The sequence below is a fragment of the Ferribacterium limneticum genome (assembly GCF_020510625.1).
In the GTDB taxonomy this organism is placed as follows: domain Bacteria; phylum Pseudomonadota; class Gammaproteobacteria; order Burkholderiales; family Rhodocyclaceae; genus Azonexus; species Azonexus limneticus_A.
In genome coordinates this window covers 3,604,828-3,617,150 of sequence record NZ_CP075191.1, presented here as the reverse complement: position 1 = coordinate 3,617,150, position 12,323 = coordinate 3,604,828, and the positions used below count along the sequence as shown (strand labels likewise).

Sequence of the window (12,323 nt, the reverse complement as noted above, 5' to 3'; positions counted from 1 at the left end):
TCGGTCTGAATGGTTCAGCGACTGATGGCGCGGTGGCCAATATCCTTGCGGAACTGCATGCCGTCGAAGCTGATCTGGACAGCGGCTTCATAGGCCCGCTTCTGGGCCAGCTTGACGTTCTCGCCGAGCGCCGTGACGCACAGCACGCGGCCGCCGCTGGTGACCACCTTGCCATCCAGTTCGGCGGTGCCGGCATGGAAGACGTGTGCGTCGTCGCCAAAGCTGTTGCCTGCCGGCAGGCCCTGGATGACGTCACCCTTTTTCGGGGTATCCGGGTAGTTGGCTGCAGCCAGTACGACGCCCAGCGCAATGCGGCGATCCCACTCGGCCTCGACCTGATCGAGCGTGCCGTCGATGCCGTGTTCGAGCAGATCGACGAAATCGGACTTCAGGCGCATCAGGATAGGCTGGGTTTCCGGGTCGCCCATGCGGCAGTTGAATTCCAGCGTCTTGACCGAGCCGTCCTTGTTGATCATCAGGCCGGCGTAGAGGAAACCGGTGAAGGGGATGCCGTCAGCCGCCATGCCGCGCACGGTCGGCAGGATGATCTCGCGCATCGCCTTGGCGTGCACTTCCGGGGTGACGCATGGGGCCGGGGAATAAGCGCCCATGCCGCCAGTGTTCGGGCCGGTATCGCCATCCCCGATGCGCTTGTGATCCTGGCTGGAGGCCAGGGCGAGCACATTCTTGCCATCGACCATGACGATGAAGCTGGCTTCCTCGCCGTCGAGGAAATCCTCGATGACGACGCGGGCACCGGCATTGCCGAGCTTGTTGCCGGACAGCATGTCGTCGATGGCAGCGTGCGCTTCTTCAAGGTTCATCGCGACGACGACGCCCTTGCCGGCCGCCAGGCCATCGGCCTTGATGACGATCGGAGCGCCCATTTTGTCGATGTAGGCATGTGCTTCGGCCGCATTCGTGAAAGTACCGAAACCGGCCGTCGGAATGTTGTGGCGGGCCATGAAGCGCTTGGCGAAATCCTTGGAGGATTCGAGCTGGGCGGCTTCCTTGGTCGGGCCAAAAATCTTCAGGCCACGAGCGCGGAATACGTTGACCACACCGGCCGCCAGCGGCGCTTCCGGGCCAACCACGGTGAGATGGATCTTGTTCTGCTCGGCGAAATCAGCCAAGGCTACCGGGTCGGTGATGTCAAGATTTTCCAGCTCATGCTCGCGTGCCGTGCCGGCGTTGCCCGGGGCAACAAACACCTTCTGCATGCCGGGCGTCTGCGCCAGGCGCCAAGCCATGGCGTGCTCGCGGCCGCCGGAACCGATGACGAGAAGTTTCATGAGTGTTTCCTTGTCCTTCTGTGGGTTACTTGCACCACTGCTTTTCGCAGGGAATGCCATCGTTATTGCCGTCCATCTTGGTTCCCGGGCAGTTCTTTAGGAACCAGGTCGCTTCTTCGCAGGAGGTCATTTGCGAACAGTGGGTTCGTCCGTCACAGCTGTATGTACTGCTTGCAGGCCGCTCAGGTCTGACCAAGGGGCGTTCGCTGGGCAGCTCTGCGACAGGTGCCCGCTCGGCACGAGCCTGATTAGCCGCCGTCTGGTACTTGCCATAGCCATACCATCCGAGGCTGGCAAGTATCAGAAGGACGATCAGGTTTTTCATCGCTTAGTGACGGAAATGCCTTGCGCCGGTGAAGACCATTGCCAGACCATGTTCGTCGGCCGCCGCAATGACTTCCTCGTCGCGCATCGAGCCACCCGGCTGGATGACCGCCTTGGCACCGGCAGCAGCCAGCACGTCGACGCCATCGCGGAACGGGAAGAAGGCATCAGACGCAACGACCGATCCGTTAAGCTCAAGGCCGGCGTGCTGGGCCTTGATGCTGGCGATCTTGGTCGAGTCGACGCGGCTCATCTGGCCGGCACCGACGCCCAGCGTCATGCCGTTGCCACAGAAGACGATGGCGTTGGACTTGACGAACTTGGCGACGCGCTCGGCGAAGAGCAGGTCTTCGATCTGCTGGGCAGTCGGCTGGACCTTGGTAACGATCTTCAGGCCGGAGGCCTGGGCCGTGAAATTATCCGGGGTCTGGACCAGCAGGCCGCCACCGACGCGCTTGTATTCAAGCGTGTTGAGCTGGCGCGAAATCGGCACGACCAGCACGCGCAGGTTCTGCTTGGAAGCGAGAGCCGCCTTGGCTTCGGCTGTGAAAGACGGGGCGATCAGCACTTCGACAAAGTGCTTGCGCTCGTTCATGGCATTGACTATGTCGATGCCGACTTCACCGTTGAAGGCAATGATGCCGCCGAAGGCTGAGGTGGAGTCGGTCTTGAAGGACTTCTCGTAGGCGCCGAGCAGGCTGCCGTCGATGGCGACGCCGCACGGGTTGGCGTGCTTGACGATGACGCAGGCCGGGGCGTCGAAGGACTTGACGCATTCCCAGGCGGCGTCGGAGTCGGCGATGTTGTTGTAGGACAGTTCCTTGCCCTGCAACTGGGTGTAGGCGGCGATGCTGCCGGCGACCGGGTTCGGTTCACGGTAGAAGGCGGCGGACTGGTGAGAGTTTTCGCCGTAACGCAGGATTTCGGTGCGGTCGAAGGCCAGTTGCAGCTTGGCCGGGAAGATGGCCGGCACCGGGGCAGCTTCGGCCGGCTTGGCTTCGGCACCTTCATCAAGGCCGGTCAGCCAGTTGGCGATCATGCTGTCGTAGCGAGCGGTATGCGTGAAGGCCTTCTTGGCCAGGCCGAAGCGGGTAGCCAGTTGCAGGGCGCCGCCATTGGCTTTCATTTCGGCGAGCAGCGGGGCGTAGTCTTCCGGGTCGGTGACGATGGCCACGCCGTTGTAGTTCTTGGCCGAGGAGCGAACCATGGCCGGGCCGCCGATGTCGATGTTCTCGATGGCGTCTTCCAGCGTCACGCCGGCCTTGGCGATGGTCGCGGCGAAGGGGTAGAGGTTCACGCAAACCAGGTCGATGGTCGGAATGCCGTGCTGTTCGATGGTCGCCAGATGTTCCGGCAAGTCGCGACGGGCCAGGATGCCGCCGTGCACCTTCGGGTGCAGGGTCTTGACGCGGCCATCGAGCATTTCCGGGAAGCCGGTGTAGTCGCCGATTTCGGTGACGGCCAGGCCGGCATCGCGCAGCATCTTGGCAGTACCGCCGGTGGACAGGAGCTTGACGCCCTGGGCAGCGAGGCCCTGGGCGAATTCGAGAACACCCGTCTTGTCGGAGACGGAAATCAGCGCTTGTTTGATGGACATGTTAGTCGGTAGTCGTTAGTGGTTAGTCGGTAGCCGCGGGTGCCTGGTTTTCGCCGTTAGCTAATAACTAACGACTAAAAACTAGCAACTAAAGCAATTGATGTTCGGTGAGCTTTTTGCGCAAGGTATTACGATTGATGCCCAGCATGTCGGCTGCCATTGTCTGGTTGCCGCCGGCTTTGGAGAGGACAACCTCCAACATCGGTTTTTCGACGCTTTTCAGCACCATATCGTAGATGGCGCAGGGTTTCTCGCCATCCAGGTCGCGGAAATATTGCTCGAGTGCCCCCAGCACGCAAGCGGAAATGTCTTGTTGGCTCATGCTGCCAACGCCTCCTCTGAATATTTTAGGTGTTGATGTTCTGCCGCCAGGCGGCAGAAAAAATCGTTTACTGCCTGCATCTGTTGATCGATGCTGGGCAGGACGTTCATTTCCTTGCGGAAGGCCGCCGAGCCAACCAATCCCTTGGTGTACCAGGAGATGTGCTTGCGGGCGACCTTGAACCCCGTTTCCGGGCCGTAGAAAGCGTAAAGGTCTTCGAGATGCGCCAGCAGGATGCTGTGGATCTCCATGACCTCGGCCGGCGGCAGGTGCTCACCGGTCTTCAGATAGTGTTCGATCTCGCGGAACAGCCAGGGACGGCCCTGGGCGGCGCGGCCGATCATGACGCCGTCGGCACCGGTCACGTCAAGCACGTGCTTGGCCTTTTCCGGCGTCGTGATGTCGCCGTTGGCGATGACCGGGATGTTGATCAGCGTCTTGACCATGGCGATGGTGTCGTATTCCGCCTCGCCGGTGTATTGCTGGCAGCGCGTCCGGCCATGGATGGCGACGGCACGGATGCCGGCCGATTCGGCAATGCGGGCGATGGTCGGCGCGTTCTTGTTGGCCAGGTTCCAACCGGTACGGAATTTCAGCGTCACCGGGGTGTTCGGGATGGCGGCAACGACGGCATCAAGAATGCGCCCAACCTGCTGTTCATCCTGCATCAGCGCCGAGCCAGCCATCACGTTGCAGACCTTCTTGGCCGGGCAGCCCATGTTGATGTCGATGATCTGGGCGCCGTTATCGACGTTGTGCTTGGCCGCCTCGGCCATCATCTTCGGGTCGGCGCCGGCGATCTGCACGGAGATCGGTGCGACTTCACCGGTGTGATTGGCCCGGCGCAGCGTCTTGGCGCTGCCGTAGAGCAGCGAGTTTGAGGTGACCATTTCGGACACGGCCAGGCCGGCGCCCATCTTCTTGCACAACTGGCGGAAAGGGCGATCCGTTACGCCAGCCATGGGGGCGACGAACAGGTTGTTGCGAAGCTGGAAACCGACAAAATCCATAGGCGTAGGGGCGGCGGGCAAATCGTGGGGAGCCGCGCATTTTACCCGAGTCGGCGCTTAAAAAATAGTCAAATTGTAAAAGCGAGTGAAAGCAGAAGGGCAAAAGTCAGCTGCAGTCCAGCCGTCGCGGCGAGGATGTTATTGAAGACCGGGCCGGGTGCTTCGCGATGGAAGCGCAGGATCAATTTCAGGGCGAGCGGTAGCGATAGCAGCGGCAACGTGGCCAGCCAGCCGAGGCTGCCGAGGAGCGGCAGCAGCGCGTAAGGAGCAAGCATTTCCAGCGCGTAGATGTGGCGGGTAGCTGGACGCCCCAGGCGAACTGCCAGTGTGTTCTTGCCGCTTTTTGCATCGCCGTCGAGGTCGCGATAGTTGTTGACGGTGATCACTGCGGCCGCGTGAATGCCGACCAGCGCCGCGGCAATCAAGGCCAGCGGCATCAGCGCCAGCGTTTGCAGGTAATAGCTGCCGCCGACGGCGACCAGGCCGAAGAAAATGAAGACGAAAACTTCACCGAGCGGCCCGTAGGCAATCGGTTTCGGGCCGCCGGTATAGGCCCAACCGGCGGCCAGCGAGGCGAGGCCAATGGCGACGATGGGCCAGCCGCCGTGCCAGACAAGATAAATGCCGCACAGGAAGGCCAGCGCGAAGCTGAGCCAGGCGCCGGCTTTGACTTTGCCCGGCGTCAGCCAGCCTTCGGCCGTGGCGCGTTTGGGGCCGAGACGGCCGGGCGTGTCGGTGCCGCGCAGGAAATCGCCGACATCGTTGAACAGGTTGGTGCCGATCTGGATGAAGGCGGCCCCCAATGCCGCCGCGAGCAGTGGCAGCCAGAGCAGCGTGCCGCTATCGTGCCAGGCGACGGCGGTGCCGACGAGGACCGGCGACAACGAGACGGAGAGCGTCTTCGGGCGGCAGGCGAGGAACCAGGCGGTGCTTGTCTTCATGCGGTCGTTGGCGGTTGAGCGGCCCGGCACTGTAACCGATGCCCGAGGTTCCCGCCTTTGGGCTGGATCAAGGCCAGGCGCGGGCGCCCCAGATCATGCGCTTGGCGACGAAGTGGCGTGCGGGTGGAAAAATGTCGAGGGCGAGCAGGCCGAGGCCGCGGGCGAGTTTGAGCGGACCGAAATCGTTGGAGAAGGTGCGGACGATCTGGTCGGTGAAGAAGGCGCTGCCGCGGCGGTCGAGGCGGCGGCTGGCGGCGTAGCTGGCCAGATTGCTACGGTCAACGCCGTTTTTGAGCAAAATTTCAGATAGTTGCCAGGCGTCGCGGATGCCGAGATTGAAGCCCTGGCCGGACACCGGGTGCAGGGTCTGCGCCGTGTTGCCGATCCACACTTCGTTGCCCTTGACCAGGGTGTCGCGCAGACGAAGAAAGAGCGGAAAGCGGCTGCGCTTGCCGGGTTTGGCGAAGCGCATGCGCTGGCCGAACTGGGTTTGCAGGGCGGCGATGAACGCGTCGTCGTCCATCGCCATCACGGCGTCGGCCTTGGCTGGCGGCAACGTGAAGACGATGGAGTATTCGTCGCCGAGCGGGAGCAGGGCGAGCGGGCCGTCGGGGGTGAAGCGCTCCCAGGCGCGTTTGTTGTGGCCGGGCGTCGGCGTGACTTCGCAGATGACCGCGTGCTGTTCGTAGTCGCTGACCTTGACGGCCGGGTCGTCGCCGGGCGTACCTTCGGCGTGCACCAGCAGCTTGGTCTGGATGGTACGCAATTGGCCGGCATGGCGCAGCGCTACCGTGATGCCGTCGTCGTTCGGTGTGATGTCGAGGATTTCTGCCTCGGCGAGCACGGAGTCGGCCGCCAGATTGGCGGCTAGCGCACCGGCCAGGTCACGGTAGCGAACGACGTAACCGAGGGCGGGCAGGTCGTATTCCTGATGATCGATCAGCGTCCGGCCGAAACCGTCTTTCTGCGAGATGTGGATGGTTTCAATTGGGGTTGCGGCGCGGGTTGGCCAGCTGTTTATCTGTTCGAGTAACTGGCGGGTGCCGTGCGACAGGGCGAGGGCGCGCGGATCGCCTTGTTGCGACTGTTGCGGTCGACGATCCACGAGCAGGGATTTTAGGCCCCCCTCTCCCCCGGCCCCTCTCCCCGCCGGGGCGAGGGGAGCATAGGAAGCGGCGAGCGCCAGATGCAATGTCATGCCGACCGGGCCGGCGCCGATGATCAGGATGTCGACATGTTCGATGACAGGCTCAGTCATGGCGCATCACTTCCTCGATTTCGGCCACCGTCTTCGGTGCCGTGGTGAAGATATCGCAACCAGTTTCGGTGACGCGAACATCGTCCTCGATGCGGATGCCGATGCCGGCCAGCGCCGGCGGAATGTCGGCGCCGGGGCGGATGTAGAGGCCGGGTTCGACGGTCAGCGTCATGCCGGGCTGCAACTTCGTCCACTCTTCACCGACCTTGTATTCGCCGGCATCGTGCACGTCGAGGCCGAGCCAGTGGCCGGTGCGGTGCATGTAGAAACGCTTGTAGTCGCCCTTGTCGATCAGGTTGTCGAGGTCGCCGCTGAGCAGCTTGAGGTCGATCATGCCTTGCGTCAGGACACGCACGGCGGCGTCGTGGCCTTCCATGAAATGACGGCCGGGCGCGGTGGCAGCGAAGGCGGCCTCTTGGGCTGCGAGGACGATTTCATAGACGTCCTTCTGTGCGGCGTTGAAGCGGCCATTGACCGGGAAAGTGCGGGTGATGTCGGCGGCGTAGCCTTCGACCTCGCAGCCGGCATCGATCAGCACCAGCGTGTTGTCGTTGAGTATCTTGTCGTTGGAAACGTAGTGCAGCACGCAGGCGTTGGCGCCGCCGGCGACGATGGGCGTGTAGGCGTGGGCGTCGGCGCCGCGCTTGCGGAATTCGTAGGTCAGCTCGGCTTCGAGTTCGTATTCGGCCAGGCCGGGGCGGCAGGCGCGCATGGCGCGGGCGTGGCCGGCGCTGGCAATGTCGGCCGAGCGCTGCTGGATGCCGGCTTCGGCCGCGTCCTTGACCAGGCGCATGCTGTCAAGCTCGGCCCGCAGGTCGTGGATGGCGCGCGGCGCCCGCTTGCCAGCCCGGGTCTGGGCGCGCACTTCGTTGAGCGCCTTGGCGATCCGGGTATCCCACGCGGCGTCGTGGCCGATGGCGTGCCACAGCGTGTCGCGGTCGACGAGCAATTCGGCCAGTTTTTTGTCGAGCTGTTCGATCGGGTAGGCCGCGTCGAAGCCGAATGCGAGCTTGGCCGCTTTCGGGCCATAGCGATAGCCGTCCCAGATTTCCCGCTCTTCATGCTTCTCGCGGCAGAAGAGAATGGACTTGGGCTTCTTGCCGCCGATCAATACGACAACCGCTTCCGGTTCCGGAAAGCCGGTCAGGTACCAGAAATAGCTGTCGAAGCGGTAAAGGTGATGCGCGTCGCGGTTGCGGATGACTTCCGGCGCGGTCGGCACGATGGCGACGCCGTCGCCGATGGTCTTCAGCAGGCGCTTGCGGCGGGCAAGAAAGTGGGCGTGGGGCATCTCAGGAGTCTACGGCAAAGTGTTCGGGAGGCAGTCCGGCTTGTTGTCGTTGATACATCGTGGCGTAGGCCGTTTCGATATGGTGCGTGAAGCGCCTGGTATCGAACAGGGGGGCTTTGTCATGTTGCTCCGCCAGCGTCTTGCGTATTGCGGCAAGGCGAGCTGGATTGTTTGCCAGTTCTACGGCCAATGCAACATACGAAGCATCGTCATGGGTGATCAATTCAGGCAGGCCGATTGCTTGCAGCAGACTGCTTGCTACACGCCCGGGGAATGTGCTCCCGGTCTGGGTGAGAACGGGCAGGCCGGACCACAGAGCGTCTGCGGCGGTGGTGTGCGCGTTGTAGGGGAGCGAATCGATAAACAGGTCAGCCAGTTGGTGGCGAGCCAGATGTTCGTCTTGGTGAACGCGGGGGGCGAAGACCAGGCGTTCGGCGGCGATTCCATGTTTGCACGCTTCGCTGCGCAGGTTGGTGCTGGCCGTGGCATTGTCCTCAAGCAGCCAGAGGACCGAACCGGGGACTTGCTGCAGTATGGCCATCCACAGCGCAAAGCGGTGAGGGGTGATCTTGTAGCTGTTGTTGAAGCAACAATAGACGAAACCGCTCTCGGGGAAACCGGCGGCAGTGCGGGTTGTATCCGTGGTGCCGGGGCGTGGACGGGTGCTGTCATTGGCTTGGTAGCAGTCGGGTAGCCAGACAATTTTTTCGACGTAGGCGCTGGTTTCTTTTTCCGGGATGACGTGACGGTCAGCAATCAGATAGTCCATGTAGCCAGCGCCCAAGGTTCCGGGAAAACCCAGGTAATTGACCTGGACTGGGCTTGGGCGACGGGCGAATACACCTTGTCGCCCCTTGCCGAAATAGCCGTTGAGATTGACGAGGATATCGATTTCGCGGGCAGAGATGGCGGCGGCGGCCTCGTCATCGTTCAACAGGGAGATATTGATGATTTCGTCGAAGGCGTTCTCCAGTCGGCCACGAAGTGCGCTCCCGTCGCTTCGGCCATTGTCGAATGCAATGATCGCAAAGCGGGATTTGTCGTGCTGCTCGTAAAGGCCGGCCATCAGGATGGCGGTTGCCTGCGTGTGGAATTCGCCTGATACATAGCCGACCCGGATGCGCTCGTGTCTCGGCCAGTTAGCTGTCTGGATATTTTTGGCGCGGGGCGGAAAGCATTCGAGCGCATAGGTTTCGGCGCATTGCCGAAGGTCTTGCGGCAATTCGGCAAGTGCCTGGTAGCCGAAAGGGTCGGCTACCTTGCGGCCTTTGCGAACATCCTGATTGATGCTGTGACGTAGTTCTTCGAATTGGCGCCAGTCGCAGCATTGCATCTGGCTGTAGAGCAGGCGGCCCTTGAGAAAATCGAAGCGTGGGTTGAGCTTGAAAAGACTGCTGTAAATCTCGTAAGCCTCTGGGTAGCGGCGCATTTCACGAAAAATGTCACCGAGATTGGCGTAGGCCTCCTGCAAATCGGGGGCAATGGCAATGGCTTGCTGGAACGCGGATTCAGCTTCGCCAAACTTCCGCTGTCCGGCTAGGGCGTTGGCCAGATTGTTCCAGGCCTCCGCCTGCTCCGGAGAGTGGGCAACGGCTTGTCTAAGAACCCCTTCGGCCTCGGCAAATCTGGTTTGTCGGTTGAGGACGGCGCCAAGATTGCTGAGCAATGGGGTGAAGCCGGGGCGCTGGGCGATTGCCTGCTGAAGGCATTTCTCTGCCTCTCCGAAACGTTGCTGCTGTTGCAGTAGATTGGCCTTGTTCGAGAGGGCCAGGGCGTGGCCTGGAGCGAGGGCGAGGGCCCGATTCAGGCATTGTTCCGCTTCAGCCTGGGCGCCAAGCTTGCCGAGTTCAAGGCCGATGGCATTAAGTGCTTCGGGTGACTGTTGGCTCAGCGTTGCTGCACGGCGATGCGAATCCAGGGCCTTGGCCGTTTGCCCCAGGCCACCGAGGGCAAGCCCCTGGTTGTACAGGGCTTCGACAAGCTCGGGCTGTTGTTTGAGTGCCCGGCGGCAGTGGGTCAGGGCTGCCTCGTAGTCACCGATGCTGTTGGCGGCATGGGCGTTGTTGATGTGACGGATGAGGGTTTGCGAATCCACGATACGAGGCTGGTCAGGGCTGTTTGGTCAGGCTGGCATCGAGTTCGGCCAGGCGTTGCGGCGTGCCGACATCGACCCAGCGGCCGGTGAAGTGTTCCCCGGTCAGCGTGCCGAGGCGAATTGCATCGTCGAGCAGAGGGCGGAGTTTCATCACGTTGCCAGGCTTTACGTTGGCGAAGAAGGCTGGCGAAAATACGCCAATGCCGGCATAAGTGAGTGTTTGCTCACCGCTGGCGTAGACGACGTGCAGGGTGCCCTCTCCCCCGGCCCCTCCCCCGCTTGCGGGGGAGGGGAGTAGGGAAAAGTCGCCGCCGGTGTGATGCGCCGGATTGGCGACCATGATCAGATGGGCATTCCTGGTTTGCAATTGCCGTGCGCGGTTGAAGTCCCAGTCGCAATAGACGTCGCCATTGACCACCAGGAAGGGATCGTCGCCCAGCAGAGGCAAGGCAGTGGCGATGCCGCCAGCTGTCTCCAGCGCGCCCGGTGGTTCTGGACTGTAAGCGATATTGAGTCCCCATTTCGAGCCATCGCCCAGTGCTTTCTCGATTTGAGAGCCGAGGTGGGCGTGATTGATGACGATTTCCCTGAACCCCGCCGCTGCCAGTCGCTCCAGATGCCAGGCGATCAGCGGCTTGCCGCCGGCCATCAATAATGGCTTGGGCGTGTGGTCAGTCAGCGGCCGCATGCGTTCGCCACGGCCGGCGGCGAGGATCATGGCTTTCATTGCATCACCGTCGTTGCGAATGGTGGCTGAGCCGACTGGCGGCGGGAAAAGAGCAGGAACCCGTTCAGATGTGCGCCAAGAATGGCGGTGCCGCTGATTCCCCAATACAGGCCGGCGAACGTGTCGAAATTGATTGTTTGGGCAAGCGCCGACAGCGCCAGCCAAACGATGAAACCGCCGAACAAACTCCATGGCAGAGAAAGTGCTGCCGCAACAATCAGTACGTACATTTCGGGGCGACCAATGCCGAGGAGCCGGACCGCCGTTGTGACGGCAAGAGCGGGCAGGCTCAGCCACAGCCCTGAGGTCAGGGCTGGTCGGTAGTGCTTGTTGCGTACTTTGTTGGGTCGCACTTTATTTGTAGCGGTAGCCGAGCTGCTCGGTGTTGCCTTCCAGCCGGTCGAGCAGGTTCTGCAGCGGCTTGAGCTGGATGTAGCGGCTGGCCGTCTTCCGGGCATAGTTGATGAAGCGTGGCAGGTCTTCGCTGTATTTTTCCTTGCCGTCGCGGTATTTCAGACGGCAGAAAATGCCGAGTACCTTGAGGTGGCGCTGCAGGCCCATCAGTTCGTATTCGCGCCAGAAGACGCCGAAGTCCTCGCGCACCGGCAGGCCGGCGGCCCGGGCCTTTTCCCAGTAGCGAACGACCCAGTCGATTTCCTGCTCTTCGTCCCAGGAGATGAAGGCGTCGCGGAACAGCGAGACCACATCGTAGGTGATCGGGCCCATCAAGGCATCCTGGAAGTCGATGAGGCCCGGGGTTAGGCGCTCGGCGCTTTCGACGAGCATCAGGTTGCGCGGCATGAAGTCGCGATGCACGAAGACCTTGGGCTGGCCGAGCGCCGAATTGATCAGGTACTTGAAGGTACGGTCGAGCATGATCCGGTCTTCGTCGGCTAGCTCAATGCCGAGGTGACGGCCGATGAACCATTCCGGGAAGAGATCTAGTTCGCGGCGCAGCAGGGTGCCATCGTAGGGGGGCAGCGTGGCGGCGGTGGACGACAGTTGCCATTTGATCAGCGTGTCGAGCACCGGGCGGATCAGCATGTCGGCCAACGAAAGATCAGCGTTCAGCGCGTCGAGATAACCGATGCGGCCGAGGTCGGTCAGCACCAGAAAACCGTTGTCGAGATCCTTGTCGAGAATGCGCGGTGCGGCCAAGTCAGCCTTTGCGAGCAGGCCGGCGACGTGGATGAAGGGTTTGCAGTCCTCTTTTTCCGGTGGCGCGTCCATCAGGATGCGTGTGCTACCGTCCGGCCAGGTCAGGCGAAAATATCGGCGGAAGCTGGCGTCGGCCGAGGCCGGGGTGATCCGGACGGATTGGTCGGGAAAGCGACTGGCCACCCAGTCGGTAACAAGTTGGTCGCGCGGCGTGGCTTGCATAGGCGGGCAGGGTTCGGTTCGTTGTAAAATGGCGCGATTTTAACACTCGGGCATCGGCCGTTCCGGTCCCGGACCTTCACTGATTG

Annotated in this window: 12 protein-coding genes; all 12 read right to left on the bottom strand. The window is 62.1% G+C overall.

Annotation, left to right across the window (positions count from 1 at the left end; translation table 11 throughout):
• Positions 1 to 14: 14 nt before the first annotated feature.
• The 12 genes from purD to KI617_RS17285 all read right to left on the bottom strand — a co-directional run bounded on the left by purD (position 15) and on the right by KI617_RS17285 (position 12,237).
• The gene (purD, locus tag KI617_RS17340; protein WP_226448403.1) at positions 15 to 1,292 is read right to left on the bottom strand and encodes a phosphoribosylamine--glycine ligase; all 1,278 of its coding nucleotides are present in this window, start codon (positions 1,290 to 1,292) and stop codon (positions 15 to 17) included.
• A 25-nt stretch (positions 1,293 to 1,317) separates the two neighbouring features.
• Complete coding sequence (locus KI617_RS17335; protein WP_226448401.1) at positions 1,318 to 1,617, bottom strand: excalibur calcium-binding domain-containing protein; 300 nt, start codon at positions 1,615 to 1,617, stop codon at positions 1,318 to 1,320.
• A 3-nt stretch (positions 1,618 to 1,620) separates the two neighbouring features.
• Positions 1,621 to 3,213, bottom strand: a complete 1,593-nt coding sequence (purH, locus tag KI617_RS17330; RefSeq protein ID WP_226448399.1) for a bifunctional phosphoribosylaminoimidazolecarboxamide formyltransferase/IMP cyclohydrolase — start codon at positions 3,211 to 3,213, stop codon at positions 1,621 to 1,623.
• 88 nt (positions 3,214 to 3,301) lie between these two features.
• Positions 3,302 to 3,535 (bottom strand): Fis family transcriptional regulator, encoded by a 234-nt coding sequence (locus KI617_RS17325; RefSeq protein WP_011289391.1) that lies wholly within the window; start codon positions 3,533 to 3,535, stop codon positions 3,302 to 3,304.
• A complete protein-coding gene (dusB, locus tag KI617_RS17320) occupies positions 3,532 to 4,545 on the bottom strand; it encodes a tRNA dihydrouridine synthase DusB (protein ID WP_226448397.1) in 1,014 nt (337 codons plus the stop codon). The genes KI617_RS17325 and dusB overlap by 4 nt, the downstream gene beginning before the upstream one ends.
• A gap of 68 nt (positions 4,546 to 4,613) precedes the next feature.
• A complete protein-coding gene (locus KI617_RS17315) occupies positions 4,614 to 5,486 on the bottom strand; it encodes a 1,4-dihydroxy-2-naphthoate polyprenyltransferase (RefSeq protein WP_226448395.1) in 873 nt (290 codons plus the stop codon).
• Between the two features lie 67 nt (positions 5,487 to 5,553).
• Positions 5,554 to 6,744 (bottom strand): FAD-dependent monooxygenase, encoded by a 1,191-nt coding sequence (locus KI617_RS17310; protein ID WP_226448393.1) that lies wholly within the window; start codon positions 6,742 to 6,744, stop codon positions 5,554 to 5,556.
• Positions 6,737 to 8,035 (bottom strand): aminopeptidase P N-terminal domain-containing protein, encoded by a 1,299-nt coding sequence (locus KI617_RS17305; RefSeq protein ID WP_226448391.1) that lies wholly within the window; start codon positions 8,033 to 8,035, stop codon positions 6,737 to 6,739. The genes KI617_RS17310 and KI617_RS17305 overlap by 8 nt, the downstream gene beginning before the upstream one ends.
• Before the next feature lies 1 nt (position 8,036).
• Positions 8,037 to 10,130, bottom strand: coding sequence for an O-linked N-acetylglucosamine transferase, SPINDLY family protein (locus tag KI617_RS17300; protein WP_226448389.1), 2,094 nt, complete (start codon positions 10,128 to 10,130; stop codon positions 8,037 to 8,039).
• A 13-nt stretch (positions 10,131 to 10,143) separates the two neighbouring features.
• The gene (gene murU / locus KI617_RS17295; RefSeq protein ID WP_226448387.1) at positions 10,144 to 10,857 is read right to left on the bottom strand and encodes an N-acetylmuramate alpha-1-phosphate uridylyltransferase MurU; all 714 of its coding nucleotides are present in this window, start codon (positions 10,855 to 10,857) and stop codon (positions 10,144 to 10,146) included.
• Entirely contained in the window at positions 10,854 to 11,210 is a 357-nt protein-coding gene (locus KI617_RS17290) for a hypothetical protein (RefSeq protein ID WP_226448385.1), read from the bottom strand. Before KI617_RS17290 ends, murU begins: the two co-directional genes overlap by 4 nt.
• Before the next feature lies 1 nt (position 11,211).
• The gene (locus KI617_RS17285) at positions 11,212 to 12,237 is read right to left on the bottom strand and encodes an aminoglycoside phosphotransferase family protein (protein ID WP_226448383.1); all 1,026 of its coding nucleotides are present in this window, start codon (positions 12,235 to 12,237) and stop codon (positions 11,212 to 11,214) included.
• Positions 12,238 to 12,323: the final 86 nt, after the last annotated feature.

What these genes read in the sequence shown, in the direction of transcription:
- purD (WP_226448403.1), bottom strand. Translation starts at nt 1,292, where the DNA reads ATGAAACTTCTCGTCATCGGTTCCGGCGGCCGCGAGCACGCCATGGCT.
- KI617_RS17335 (WP_226448401.1), bottom strand. Translation starts at nt 1,617, where the DNA reads ATGAAAAACCTGATCGTCCTTCTGATACTTGCCAGCCTCGGATGGTAT.
- purH (WP_226448399.1), bottom strand. Translation starts at nt 3,213, where the DNA reads ATGTCCATCAAACAAGCGCTGATTTCCGTCTCCGACAAGACGGGTGTT.
- KI617_RS17325 (WP_011289391.1), bottom strand. Translation starts at nt 3,535, where the DNA reads ATGAGCCAACAAGACATTTCCGCTTGCGTGCTGGGGGCACTCGAGCAA.
- dusB (WP_226448397.1), bottom strand. Translation starts at nt 4,545, where the DNA reads ATGGATTTTGTCGGTTTCCAGCTTCGCAACAACCTGTTCGTCGCCCCC.
- KI617_RS17315 (WP_226448395.1), bottom strand. Translation starts at nt 5,486, where the DNA reads ATGAAGACAAGCACCGCCTGGTTCCTCGCCTGCCGCCCGAAGACGCTC.
- KI617_RS17310 (WP_226448393.1), bottom strand. Translation starts at nt 6,744, where the DNA reads ATGACTGAGCCTGTCATCGAACATGTCGACATCCTGATCATCGGCGCC.
- KI617_RS17305 (WP_226448391.1), bottom strand. Translation starts at nt 8,035, where the DNA reads ATGCCCCACGCCCACTTTCTTGCCCGCCGCAAGCGCCTGCTGAAGACC.
- murU (WP_226448387.1), bottom strand. Translation starts at nt 10,857, where the DNA reads ATGAAAGCCATGATCCTCGCCGCCGGCCGTGGCGAACGCATGCGGCCG.
- KI617_RS17285 (WP_226448383.1), bottom strand. Translation starts at nt 12,237, where the DNA reads ATGCAAGCCACGCCGCGCGACCAACTTGTTACCGACTGGGTGGCCAGT.